Raw genomic sequence first — 12,344 nt, forward strand, 5'->3', positions numbered from 1 at the left:
AGGATAATCATGTCAGACCCGAGAGTATTCTTTGCTGCCGAACGAACATTATTGGCATGGTTGCGCTCTGGCCTGACCCTGATGGCACTTGGTTTTGTCGTGGCAAGGTTCGGGCTATTCCTGACATTGCTGGCACCTGGTCAGGTTGAACACCTCAACTCGCATCGCTGGTTATCTGACTTGCTAGGCTTGGTCCTGGTGTTAAGTGGTGCCGCGGTCATCCTCTGCGCGCAATACAATCACCGCCGTTACGTGCAGACGTTACCACCTGAAGATGTTCCGCAGATGGCCCTGCCCTGGCTATCGTCGGTATTGTCGATCGCTGTTGCTACCGCAGGTACTTTGCTGGCGATCGACTTACTGCTGTTTTAACAGACCACAACCACTTTAAAACTAGCGTTTTGCACGCGGCTTGCCTGCCGGTTGTTTGGCTGGCGCAATATCAGCTTGCTGGCGAATACGACGATTGGCAGGTTTGCGTGCTGGCTTGGTCGCCTGCTTGGACTGCCTGGCAGGACGCTGCATCTCAGCGGGCTCAGCAGCCTGGGAAGAACGTGCGCGGCGTCCCGGTTGCTGCTTTTCTATATCCTGGCGCATTCCCTCTTCTCGGGTTTTCGTGACTCGCCTCGGGCCACGACTCTCAAGCCCTGCCTCAGCATCAAAGCGTGACTTTTTTGCCTTGGGCGTGAAGACCGAGCCTAGCTTGTCCTTCTCGCGCGCAGAAAGTTGACGTGGAGGACCCTTAGGCACAGCAAGCTCGGCCCATTCCATTAAGCCCGTGACTTCTTTCACGCCCAAATGCAGCATTTGCCCACGCTTGAGGCGTGGTGGCAAATTCACCGGGCCAAAGCGCACGCGAATCAAACGACTGACCGGCTTCTGGAACGCCTCGAACAAGCGGCGCACTTCGCGGTTGCGACCTTCGCGCAGAATCACTTCATACCAGTGGTTGGCACCCTCGCCGCCTTGTGCGCGGATGCTGTCAAAATTGGCCGGACCATCATCTAGCTCGATACCGTAAGTGAGCTGTGCCATCTCGCCATCGGTCAACTCACCGAAAATACGCACGGCGTACTCACGCTCCACCTCATAGCGCGGGTGCATAAAGCGGTTCGCCAACTCGCCAGACGTAGTAAAAATCAACAAGCCGGAGGTGTTCATGTCCAGCCGCCCAATCGCGATCCATTTGCCATTACGGATACGCGGCAATTTATCAAATACAGAAGCGCGCTTTTCAGGGTCATCCTGGCTCACGATTTCGCCTTCTGGCTTGTGATAAAGCAAAACCTGCGGCAACTCAGGCTCGAATGGCAGGTGCAATGGACGGCTATCCAGTCGTACCACATCGCTAGGCACTACGCTGGCACCCACCTCGGCAGTCTTGCCATTGATGGTAATGCGCCCGCTGGCAACCAAGTTTTCCATTTCGCGACGCGAGCCGAACCCCGCCAACGCCAATAGCTTATGTAGCCTTTGTGGCACTGCATCAGGATCAACCGCCACAGGCTTGGCAGGAGAGGTATTGCGGGGATTGCGTTGTTGCTTGAACGGACGGGCCATGAGGTCAACCTTGAGAATATTGCCGATATTATAAGCCAGAGCACCCCTATTCCGCCTGGCTAGTTCATATTAAGCAATATCGAGTGGAATTTCTTGCTGGATAAAATGCTGGATAGGCGGTAATTCGGACAAGGAGCGCAAGCCAAGATCATCGAGAAAAGTCTTGGTCGTGGCGTAAAGCGAAGGCCGCCCAGGCACGTCGCGCTGTCCAACAACATCAATCCAGTTGCGCTCGATAAACTGGCGCATGATGTTGGGGTTGACTGCCACGCCACGGATTTCTTCAATATCACCCCGTGTCACCGGCTGACGGTAGGCAATAATCGCCAGTGTTTCCAGCGCCGCGCGCGAATAGCGCATGGGACGCTCAGGACTGAGGCGAGCGATAAATGGCGCAAGATCAGCACGCGCCTGGAAGCGCCAGCCGCTGGCAACCTGGACCAGCTCCATGCTGCGGCCCTGCCACTCCTGACGCAGCTCATCCAGCAGCATACGCAAGGTAGCACGCTCCATGCGGCCCTCGAAGGGACGCAACAGCATCTCCAGGGAAAGAGGCTCACCCGCCGTCAGCAGCACGGCCTCCAACACTTGCTTCATTTCATGGATACTTTGCGCTTCACTCATGGCTTAATTGGCGCTCATTAATGGCACATCGGCCGCCTGTAAATAAATCGGGCTGAAAGCTTGCTGCTGCATAATACGCACCAGGCCCTCACGCGCTAATTCAAGAATGGCGAGAAAATACACCACCAGCTTGGGCAGACCATCATGTACAACATCGAACAGCGCCGTAAACTCCAGTAGCGATTCCTGTTGCAAACGGCGCAATACCAGGCTCATGTGTTCGCGTACGGAAAGCTCAGCGCGGCCCACTTTGTGGTGCTGAAAATGGCTGGCGCGCTTCAGCACCAATTGCCAAGCCGCCATCAACTCATCGAAACTGACCTCAGGCCAGCTTGTGTCAGCAATATGCTCATAATAGGCTCGCGCCACCTGGATTTCCCGACCTGCCATGGGCAAGGCATCCAAACGCTCGGCGGCCAGTTTGATCGCTTCATATTCCATCAAGCGGCGCACCAATTCAGCACGGGGGTCTTCTTCTTGCTCTATGCTTTCAGGCTTGGGCAGCAGCATGCGCGACTTGATCTCAATCAACATGGCAGACATCAGTAAGTACTCTGCCGCCAGTTCCAGCTTGTTTTCACGCATTGTCTCGACGTAATCCATGTATTGCTTGGTCAACTGCGCCATGGGAATATCAAGAATATCGAGGTTATGCTTGCGTATCAGGTACAGCAGCAAATCCAGTGGGCCTTCAAAAGCCTCTAAATAGACCTCAAGCGCATCAGGTGGAATGTAGAGATCTTGCGGGATAGTCTCCAGCTGCTCGCCATAGATGCGTACATCGAATGCAAGTTGGGTCGCCACGATGGCCTCAGCTTCGCACTTGCGGGCACATGATCAACTGCAGCACGTCAGCTCTCTTCATCGCCATGCGCCCCCTGGCTGACTCAACCGAAAATACCACCGAACATGGCCAGCAAGACTAGGATGAACGGCATCATGATCTTGGACAGGATGCCTGTGAACATCAATACCAGCAGAATGATGAAACCGTAGCGCTCAAGCTGGGCAAACTTGTAGGCCATCTGGTTAGGCATCAGGCTGACGGCAATGCGGCCACCATCCAAGGGAGGCAACGGCAACAGATTGAGCACCATGAGCACAACATTGACCAGGATGCCCGCTTGCCCCATGAGGGCGAGAGGCACGGCAAAATCCCCTGCCATGGCAGAAAACTTGTAGACCACGGCCCAGAAAATCGCCATGAGGAAATTAGACGCAGGCCCGGCAGCAGCCACCCAGCGCATATCGCGCTTGGGGTTACGCAAGCGCGAAAAATCCACCGGCACTGGCTTGGCCCAGCCAAACAAGAACCCTGTGCCGGAAAGCACCAGCAACGCAGGCACCAGGATGGTACCTATCGGGTCGATATGCTTGATCGGGTTGAGCGTAATGCGGCCCAGGCTTTCAGCCGTAGTATCGCCAAAATAACGTGCAATATAGCCATGCGCGGCCTCATGTACAGTAATCGCAAAAATCACCGGCAAGGCATAGATCGCAATTTTCTGGATCAGGGTGAGTTCCATCATGCCTCCAAGCCGAACGGTGCTGGGTCGCCTGCCCCCAGGCGAATCAAGCTGGGGCTTTCCGCCGTCAGGTCGATCACCGTGGTAGGGTCTATCGAACACGCACCAGCATCAATCACCAACTCAACTTGGTGCTCCAGTTGATCACGGATTTCCCAGGCCTCATTGAGCGGAGCTTCTTCTCCTGGCAGTTGCAGCGTCATGCTCAACATCGGCTCGTTCAACTCTTCCAACAGTGCCAGGGTCACGGCATGTTGCGGCACCCGCAGGCCTACGGTACTACGCTTGGGATGCTGCAAACGGCGCGGCACTTCGCGTGTGGCCTTGAGAATAAAGGTGTATTGCCCTGGGGTATTGGCCTTGAGCAGGCGGAACTGGCTATTATCCACCTGGGCATAGGTCGCCAGCTCGGCCAGATTGCGGCACACCAGGGTGAAATGATGACTATCGTCCACACCACGAATGGCGCGGATGCGATCTTGAGCTTCCTTATTACCCAATATGCAACCCAGCGCATAGCTAGAGTCAGTAGGGTAAGCAATCACGCCACCATCACGCAGGATGGCAACCGCCTGATTGATCAAGCGCGTCTGCGGGTTGTCAGGGTGAATCACAAAATATTGCGCCAAATTGACTCCATCGTTAACTGTTAAGCGATTGGGCTTCCGGCCAATCCTGCCAGACCGGGATGCAACCGCGCGGCAAATCGGGCAGCCGACCCATTTCAATATAGCCATGGCCCGGCCCGTGGTAATCGGAACCCATGGAAGACTTGAGGCCAAACATATGCGCCAGCTTGGCGTACTCCTGGAATTGATCAACCGTATGGCTGCCGGTGACGACTTCAATCGCCGCGCCACCCAGGTTGCGAAACTCTTCCAGCAACAGCAGCATGTTGCTGCGGCCTATGTCATAACGGCCAGGATGCGCGAGTACTGCCACCCCGCCACTACCGTTAATCCAGTTGATCACGTCCTCAAGCTCGGCCCAGTGATGTTCAAAATAGCCGGGCTTGCCTTTGATCAGGTAGCGCTTGAATATGCTTTTCATATTAGAGGCATACCCCTGCTCGATGAGGTAACGCGCAAAATGCGCTCGACTAATAATGCCTTGCTGGGCATGCGCATAGGCGCCTTCGAGACTACCTGTGATACCGAATTTCTCCAGGCTGGCCGCGATTCCCACTGCACGTAGATGGCGTCCGGCACGAATTTTTTCAAGCCCATCATGCAGCGGCGCATAAAGAGGATCAACGCGCAGCCCAACAACATGGATAGTACGCCTGCGCCAGGTGACAGAAATTTCCACGCCATTGATAAACTGCATGCCGTGTTCGGCTGCCATCTTTGCAGCCACGGCCAGCCCCGCCGTATCATCATGATCTGTCAGGGATAATACCTTCACGCCTTGTGCAGCGGCATGCGTTACCAACGCCTCTGGTGCGAGTAATCCATCAGAAACCGTGGAATGACTATGCAAGTCGATCAGGGAGGGCATGAGGGCGGGTTGGTAGTACAGCTTGTTAGTCTTGCCGAATCATAGCAAAATACCGCATCAACTTAAAACCTATCCTAGCGCACGGCCTGCGGACAACACATGAAGTTTCTCTACGACTTATTCCCAGTTATTCTCTTTTTCATCGTTTATAAGCTGTTCGGCATTTACGAAGCAACGACAGCTGCTATCGTTGCCACCATCGCCCAGATCATCTGGGCCAAGGTCAAGACTGGCAAAGTCGATAATGCCTTGATCGTCAGCGGTGTCATCATCGTGGTATTTGGTGGCGCAACCTTATGGTTGCACGATGAAAGCTTTATCAAGTGGAAACCCACTATCCTCTATTGGGTGTTCACTGTCGGGTTACTCGGTAGCCAATGGCTATTCAAGCGCAACCTGATCCGCAGCCTGATGGAAAAACAGGTTTCCATGCCAGACCCCATATGGAACCGGCTGAACCTGGCCTGGGCCTTGTTCTTCCTGGCACTGGGCTTTCTCAACCTGTATGTTGCCTTCAATTACTCCACCGACCTCTGGGTGGATTTCAAGCTGTTCGGCACCATGGGCCTGATGTTTGTATTCGTCATCGGCCAGACCCTGCTGCTCAACAAGCACATTACCGAACAGGATAAACAATAATGTGGTACGCCATCATTGCGGAAGATACGCCTAACAGCCTGGAAAAGCGCCTGGCTGCACGCCCTCCCCACCTTGAACGCTTGCAGGCATTACAACATGCAGGCCGCCTGTTGCTGGCTGGGCCTTTTCCCGCCATCGACAGCAATGATCCAGGCACAGCGGGCTTTACCGGTAGCCTGATCGTGGCAGAGTTCGACAGCCTGGAGGCAGCACAATCCTGGGCGAATGCAGACCCTTTCGTGAACGCCGGGGTTTACGCATCTGTCACAGTCAAACCTTTTCGCAAGACATTACCGGCATGACCTTAATAGAAGAAATCCGCAGCAGGCTCTCAGTGCTAGCACCTACCATGCTGGATATCCGCGATGATAGCGCCCAGCACCGGGGCCACGCGGGCAACAACGGCGGCGGCCATTTCTTCCTGACTATTGCCAGCGCAGAATTTTGCGGCAAGTCACAAGTCATGCGGCACCGCCAGGTTTATGCAATACTGGGCGACTTGATTCCACAGAGAATACACGCCCTTAGCATCCAGGCAATTGCGGCAGATGAACCTCTGCCTGTCACAATTGACTGATACGTTTGTAGTTCCATTTATGACATCCATTTCAACAAGCCAAGGAATTTTCATGAAACTCACTACCAGCGCCCTGATTGCCACGGTTGCTTTCGGTATCCTGCAACCTGCTTTTGCTGCTGGCACTTCTGGCAGCGTTGCCACCGTCAACGGCAAGCCAATCAAGCAATCCCTGTATGACTACATTGCCAAGGAAGCCTCATCACGCGGGCAGACCGTTGATGACAATGTGAAGAATGTCATTATCAACAAGCTGATCGGCAGCGAGTTGATCTATCAGGAAGCACAGCGCACTGGCCTGGACAAGCAGCCTGACTACCTGGCGAAGGAAGAACTGACCCGCCGTGAACTACTGGTCAATACCTTCCTGCAAGACTACATCAAGAAGCACCCTGTCAGCGAAGCAGACACCAAGCTAGCCTACGAGAAATACAAGCAGGAACTGGGCGACAAGGAATACAGCGCACGCCATATCCTGGTACCGACCGAGGCTGAAGCCAAGGACATCATTGCTCAACTCGGCAAGGGCGGCGACTTTGCCAAGCTCGCCAAGGAAAAATCCAAGGATCCTGGCTCACAGGAAAAAGGCGGCGACCTGGGTTGGTTTGCCCCCGCTGGCATGGTCAAGCCATTCAGCGATGCTGTCGCCAAACTGCAAAAAGGCAAGTACACCACGGCTCCGGTACAAACCCAGTTTGGCTGGCACGTGATCAAGCTGGAAGACACCCGTACCACCCAGCCACCTTCTTTTGACGAAGTCAAAGACGGCCTGCAAAAGCAATTGCAGCAGCGCAACCTGGAAAAACTGCTGACTGACTTGCGCAGCAAGGCCAAGATTGACGCACCGGCTGGCACCAATATCGCCAAGTAATACCTGGCTTGCCATCAACAAGCCCGCCCTGCGGCGGGCTTTTTTCATATTGCTACTGACCGGATTGAGCTGACCGCTGATGAAGCCACACGATATTCACTATGCCGTGCGTTTCAATACGCCACAAAACCACCTGTTCGAGATTGAATGCCACATTGCCAAGCCAGCAGCGGAAGGCCAGCAGCTTGCACTGCCTGCCTGGTTGCCGGGCAGTTATCTGGTGCGGGATTTTGCCAGGCATATCGTCAGCATCCAGGCAAGTAGCGATGGCAAAGTCATCCAACTGGAAAAAGTCGACAAAAGCACCTGGCGCGCAGCACCATGCCCAGGTGCACTCGTCATTCGCTATCAGGTATACGCCTATGACCTCTCGGTACGCACTGCCTACCTTGACCATAGCCGCGCCTACTTCAATGGCAGCAGTCTGTTTCTGCAAGTTGCAGGACAAGAGCATGAGCGATGCAGCGTCGAGATTCACCACCCGGGCAAGGCCTATGCTGATTGGAGCATCGCTACCACCCTGCCCATGCGTAAAACCAACGCCCACGGCTTTGGCACTTATGAAGCCGATAGCTATCAGGCACTGATCGATTACCCGGTAGAAATCGGTACCCTAGCGATTACCGAATTCAAGGCCATGGGCGTACCGCACCGCCTCATCGTCTCCGGCAAACATCAAGCTGACCTCAAGACCATTAGTCGTGATCTCAAGAAAATCTGCGAACACCATATCCGCTTTTTTGGCACAGCCCCATTCCAGCGCTATGATTTCCTGCTCTATGCTGCGGCCGATAACCAATACGGTGGGCTGGAGCATAGCGATTCCACCAGCCTGATCTGCCCGCGTAGCTGGCTACCCGTCAAGCATGAGGAACACGATAGGCAGCAGTATCAGGATTTCCTCGGCCTATGCAGCCATGAATATTTCCACGCTTGGCATGTCAAGCGTATACGTCCCAGCATATTTGCCGAGCCAGACTTGAGCCGAGAAGCATATACACGGCTACTATGGGTATTCGAAGGGTTCACCGCCTACTACGACACCCTAGCCCTGGTACGCAGCGGCTTGATGTCAGAGCAGGAATACCTTGCAGCCTTAAGCAAGGACATCACGCGCTACCTGCGCACACCAGGACGCAAAGTACAGGCACTGGAAGAATCCAGCTTCGATACCTGGATCAAGCTCTACAAGCCGGACGAGAACACCCCTAACAGCCAGATCAGCTATTACCTCAAGGGATCGCTGGTTGCGTTGGCAATGGATATCAGCCTGCGACTCAAGGGCCGCTCGCTGGACGAAGTCATGCATGCACTCTGGCAACGCTATCAATCAGGGCAACTGGTTGATGAAGGCAGTATGCAGGCCTTGATCAGGGAAACCTGTGGCGACAAGTTATCCGCCCTGTTCCGCGATTGCGTGCAAGGATGCGAAGACCCACCACTGGACAAGCTCCTGGCTAAATTCGGTATCAGCTTTTCCTCGCCCAAGGCCAATGATGCCGATACGGTGCGTCAATGGTTAGGCCTGCAATTAGCCAATGATGACACCCGCATCAGTCATGTTTTCAGCGGTAGCGCGGCAGAGCAGGCAGGCCTTGCCGCAGGAGATGTCATCATTGCCCACGACCAGCTCAAGGCTAGTAGCAAGAGCCTCAAGCAACAACTCAAGCGTGGTCGCAAGCAGATCAACCTGCATTTTTTCCGCCGCGATGAATTGATGTCCACCAATATCAAGCCACACGACCATGCCCTGGCCAATGTCTCGCTCGCTCTCAGCGATAAACGCAAGCCGGAGCAAGATCAATTGCGGCAGGACTGGCTGGGGATAAGTTGATAGAATATAAAATTAATCGCATTTGCATTAAATTAAGGTCAGATCGCATGATAGCCACATCTCTTTCCCGCCTGTTACGGTCATTACCAGCCCTCGTGCTGGGCAGTTTGATCTGGCTGGCGGGTTTTCATACCGCCTATGCTGTCACCAATGAAGAAAAAGCCCAAACCGCAGTCCACATGCTGGATTACGTCAGCGTGGACTACCCGGAGTTTGTGCAGAATGGTGAAGTACTCAATCCGGAAGAGTATGAAGAGCAACTGGAATTTGCCACGCAATCTGCCACATTGATTGCAGAACTACCTGCACTGCCCCAACAAGCCGATTTATTGAAGCAAGCAACACAACTACGCGAGCACATCCTCGCCAAAGCCGATGGCAAGACGGTATCGGCAGCTGCCAATAGCTTACGACTGGCCGTTATCCAGGCTTACAAGATCACGGTAGCCCCAAAGGACATTCCCGACCTCAACCGTGGCGCACAACTCTTTGGTGAAACCTGTGCGGCCTGTCATGGTGCAACTGGGCACGGTGATGGCCCGCTGGCCAAAGGATTGGAGCCTGAGCCCAGCAATTTCCACGATCAAGACCGCATGCGCATGCGCAGCATCTACGGCTTGTACAACACCATCACCCTGGGTGTGAATGGGACGCCCATGCAGTCATACGCGCAACTGCCTGAAGCAGACCGCTGGAGCCTGGCGTTTTACGTGAGCACCCTGCGCTCCACTACTGAGCAACAAACGAGCGGCGAACAATCATGGCAGCAAGGGCGCGGCAAGGCAGAGTTGGGCAACCTCAAGCAACTGGTCATGCAAGCCCCTGCCGAAGTTGAACAGGCAGGCCTGACTGATGTTCAGGCTTATCTGGCAGCACATCCTGCCTCCTTGAAGGCCATCGCAGGCAACCCGCTCAATATTTCACGTGAGCGGTTGGCATCAGCGCTAGCTGCTTACCGCGAGGGTGATGAGGCTAATGCACGCCAACATGCCATCAGCGCTTATCTGGAAGGTTTCGAGCTGGTAGAAAACAGCCTAGACAATCTGGACAAGCCGCTACGCCTGAATATTGAGCGCCATATGATGGATTTGCGCAGTGCTATTGCCCGCCATGCCAGCGTTGCAGACATCGAAACACAGATTGAAAAACTCAACGAGCTGCTAGACGATGCTGATGAAACCCTGGGCTCTGGCAGTCTCACCGGTGCTACTGCATTTGTCAGCTCACTGCTGATTCTGTTGCGCGAAGGCCTGGAAGCCATCCTGGTACTGGCAGCCCTGAGCGCATTCATCAACAAAACCGGGCGGCGGGACGCGTTGCCCTACTTCCACCTAGGCTGGATTTTTGCCGTGGTGCTTGGTGGTGCTACCTGGTTTGTTGCCAGCTACCTGCTCACCATCTCCGGGGCCGGACGCGAAATGACCGAGGGCATTACCGCGCTGATTGCTGCGGCCATGTTGCTCTACGTTGGCTACTGGCTGCACACCAAATCCAGTGCGCACGCCTGGCAACAGTTCATCAGCAGCCACGTTACGGCAGCGCTCAACAAGCGTACATGGTGGGCAATTGCCGGGGTTTCCTTCCTGGCGGTCTACCGCGAGTTGTTCGAGGTGATTTTGTTCTACCAGGCGCTGTGGTCACAGGCGGGCCCCGAAGGCCAAGGTGCTGTACTTGCCGGGATTGTCGCCGCAGCCGTGCTACTGGCTATCATCTCCTGGGCCATCCTTAAATACAGCGTCCGCCTGCCGCTGGGCAAGTTCTTCGCCACCACTGCCGGGCTACTGGCACTATTGGCCGTAGTCTTCTCTGGCAATGGCATTGCAGCACTTCAGGAAGCCGGGGTAATTGCTGCTGATCGCATCCATTTCATCAGCGCTCCATTGCTCGGTATTCACCCGACCATCCAAACGCTCACTGCCCAGGGCATTGTGCTGGCACTCATTGTCGCCGGTATGCTACTCAATCGTCAGGAGGAGAAGAAGGCACAGCATTAACTCCAGCTCAGCGAGTACACACTAAAAAGCCTGGCATGTTATACATGCCAGGCTTTTTTTATTCGTCACCGATATGCCAGCTATTCGGGCAAGGCAATGCCAGTCACAATCCAGTAACTAATCCATTTTTACCGCAGAAAACTCCAGGGCATTACCATCAGGGTCACGACAGAACAGCGCCGCACGTCCGGACATGCTCATGCTGTACTCCACACCAGCCTCGTCGAGCGCCTGCTTGATTGCCATCACGTCATCAACGGCAAAGGCCACATGGTAGTCACGCCCACCATGAGCTGGTAGTTCGGCATCCGCATAGGGATTGGGTACCACCATGAGATGAAGCTGGTTAAAACCAATATCATACCAAACACCCTCGAAGTTCATGGCCGGGCGCTTGTCACTCGGCACCAAGCCTAGCAGGCCTTCGTAGAAAGCACGGGAGCGCGCGATATCGGCAACAATAATACCGGTGTGCAGCAGGCGGTTGATCTTGATCACTTTTTCTTTCCTCAACGCTCACATCGAGCGGAACATGAAATAAACAGCCCCCACCAGGCACAAGCCAGCCCAGAGGAAATCCAGCTTGATCGGCTGCTGCATGTAAAACATGGCAAATGGCAGGAAGACGGTCAGCGAGATCACCTCCTGCAATATCTTGAGCTGGGGCAAGCTAAGCGCCGTATAACCGATGCGGTTGGCCGGCACTTGAAACAGGTATTCGACCAGCGCAATCCCCCAACTCAGGAAAGCGGCGATATACCAAGGCTTGTCGTTGAGATTCTTGAGATGAGCATACCAGGCAAACGTCATGAACACGTTGGACACACTCAATAGCAAGATCGTCTTCAACAAGACTGACATCAGGCACTCTCAGCCTAGATCGCGGCTTCGTCTGTCTCGCCAGTGCGAATACGGATAATCTGCTCTACTGGCGTAACAAAAATCTTGCCATCACCGATCTTGCCAGTGCGGGCAGCCTTGATGATGGCCTCAACCGCAGCATCAACTACATCGTCGGTCACAACCAATTCAACCTTGATTTTCGGCAGAAAATCGACGACATACTCGGCACCACGATATAGCTCGGTGTGGCCTTTCTGGCGACCAAAACCCTTGACCTCGGTCACGGTCAGGCCGTTTGCGCCGATTTCGGACAGCGCTTCACGCACTTCATCCAGCTTGAATGGTTTGATGACTGCCTCAATTTTTTTCATAACTCGCT

The 12,344-nt window shown here is 54.4% G+C and carries 16 protein-coding genes; 7 read left to right on the forward strand and 9 right to left on the reverse strand.

Annotated features, from left to right (window positions below):
• Positions 1-9 precede the first annotated feature (9 nt).
• Positions 10-372, forward strand: coding sequence for a YidH family protein (locus ACIKP9_RS05155; RefSeq protein ID WP_400880165.1), 363 nt, complete (start codon positions 10-12; stop codon positions 370-372).
• Positions 373-393: 21 nt separating this feature from the next.
• Here the strand turns inward: ACIKP9_RS05155 and ACIKP9_RS05160 are convergent, their stop codons facing one another.
• The 6 genes from ACIKP9_RS05160 to ACIKP9_RS05185 all read right to left on the reverse strand — a co-directional run bounded on the left by ACIKP9_RS05160 (position 394) and on the right by ACIKP9_RS05185 (position 5,207).
• A complete protein-coding gene (locus ACIKP9_RS05160) occupies positions 394-1,560 on the reverse strand; it encodes a pseudouridine synthase (RefSeq protein WP_400880168.1) in 1,167 nt (388 codons plus the stop codon).
• A 69-nt stretch (positions 1,561-1,629) separates the two neighbouring features.
• The gene (gene scpB, locus ACIKP9_RS05165) at positions 1,630-2,184 is read right to left on the reverse strand and encodes an SMC-Scp complex subunit ScpB (protein WP_400880170.1); all 555 of its coding nucleotides are present in this window, start codon (positions 2,182-2,184) and stop codon (positions 1,630-1,632) included.
• Between the two features lie 3 nt (positions 2,185-2,187).
• Entirely contained in the window at positions 2,188-2,988 is an 801-nt protein-coding gene (locus ACIKP9_RS05170) for a segregation and condensation protein A (protein ID WP_400880173.1), read from the reverse strand.
• A gap of 83 nt (positions 2,989-3,071) precedes the next feature.
• Entirely contained in the window at positions 3,072-3,710 is a 639-nt protein-coding gene (locus ACIKP9_RS05175) for a site-2 protease family protein (RefSeq protein WP_400881866.1), read from the reverse strand.
• Positions 3,710-4,339, reverse strand: a complete 630-nt coding sequence (locus ACIKP9_RS05180) for an L-threonylcarbamoyladenylate synthase (RefSeq protein ID WP_400880176.1) — start codon at positions 4,337-4,339, stop codon at positions 3,710-3,712. The genes ACIKP9_RS05175 and ACIKP9_RS05180 overlap by 1 nt, the downstream gene beginning before the upstream one ends.
• 13 nt (positions 4,340-4,352) lie before the next feature.
• Positions 4,353-5,207: a 3',5'-nucleoside bisphosphate phosphatase gene (locus ACIKP9_RS05185; protein WP_400880178.1), complete on the reverse strand. Its 855-nt coding sequence runs from the start codon at positions 5,205-5,207 to the stop codon at positions 4,353-4,355.
• 99 nt (positions 5,208-5,306) lie between these two features.
• Here ACIKP9_RS05185 and ACIKP9_RS05190 point away from each other — a divergent pair, with 99 nt between their 5' ends.
• The 6 genes from ACIKP9_RS05190 to ACIKP9_RS05215 all read left to right on the forward strand — a co-directional run bounded on the left by ACIKP9_RS05190 (position 5,307) and on the right by ACIKP9_RS05215 (position 11,122).
• A complete protein-coding gene (locus ACIKP9_RS05190; RefSeq protein WP_400880181.1) occupies positions 5,307-5,846 on the forward strand; it encodes a septation protein A in 540 nt (179 codons plus the stop codon).
• On the forward strand, positions 5,846-6,148 hold the full coding sequence (locus tag ACIKP9_RS05195; protein WP_400880184.1) for a YciI family protein: 303 nt from the start codon (positions 5,846-5,848) through the stop codon (positions 6,146-6,148). The genes ACIKP9_RS05190 and ACIKP9_RS05195 overlap by 1 nt, the downstream gene beginning before the upstream one ends.
• Positions 6,145-6,423: a BolA family protein gene (locus ACIKP9_RS05200; RefSeq protein WP_400880187.1), complete on the forward strand. Its 279-nt coding sequence runs from the start codon at positions 6,145-6,147 to the stop codon at positions 6,421-6,423. The genes ACIKP9_RS05195 and ACIKP9_RS05200 overlap by 4 nt, the downstream gene beginning before the upstream one ends.
• A gap of 19 nt (positions 6,424-6,442) precedes the next feature.
• Positions 6,443-7,294, forward strand: coding sequence for a peptidylprolyl isomerase (locus tag ACIKP9_RS05205; protein WP_400880190.1), 852 nt, complete (start codon positions 6,443-6,445; stop codon positions 7,292-7,294).
• A 79-nt stretch (positions 7,295-7,373) separates the two neighbouring features.
• Entirely contained in the window at positions 7,374-9,128 is a 1,755-nt protein-coding gene (locus ACIKP9_RS05210; protein ID WP_400880193.1) for a M61 family metallopeptidase, read from the forward strand.
• Between the two features lie 47 nt (positions 9,129-9,175).
• On the forward strand, positions 9,176-11,122 hold the full coding sequence (locus ACIKP9_RS05215; RefSeq protein WP_400880196.1) for an FTR1 family protein: 1,947 nt from the start codon (positions 9,176-9,178) through the stop codon (positions 11,120-11,122).
• A gap of 117 nt (positions 11,123-11,239) precedes the next feature.
• Here the strand turns inward: ACIKP9_RS05215 and ACIKP9_RS05220 are convergent, their stop codons facing one another.
• Genes ACIKP9_RS05220 through ACIKP9_RS05230 form a run of 3 tightly spaced genes read right to left on the reverse strand, consistent with a single transcriptional unit; the run spans position 11,240 to position 12,336 of the window.
• The gene (locus ACIKP9_RS05220) at positions 11,240-11,620 is read right to left on the reverse strand and encodes a VOC family protein (RefSeq protein WP_400880198.1); all 381 of its coding nucleotides are present in this window, start codon (positions 11,618-11,620) and stop codon (positions 11,240-11,242) included.
• A gap of 18 nt (positions 11,621-11,638) precedes the next feature.
• Positions 11,639-11,983, reverse strand: coding sequence for a DMT family protein (locus ACIKP9_RS05225; protein ID WP_400880201.1), 345 nt, complete (start codon positions 11,981-11,983; stop codon positions 11,639-11,641).
• 14 nt (positions 11,984-11,997) lie between these two features.
• Positions 11,998-12,336 (reverse strand): P-II family nitrogen regulator, encoded by a 339-nt coding sequence (locus tag ACIKP9_RS05230; RefSeq protein WP_230347646.1) that lies wholly within the window; start codon positions 12,334-12,336, stop codon positions 11,998-12,000.
• Positions 12,337-12,344: the final 8 nt, after the last annotated feature.

The sequence above is a fragment of the Methylobacillus methanolivorans genome, from assembly GCF_044751345.1.
GTDB lineage: Bacteria > Pseudomonadota > Gammaproteobacteria > Burkholderiales > Methylophilaceae > Methylobacillus > Methylobacillus methanolivorans.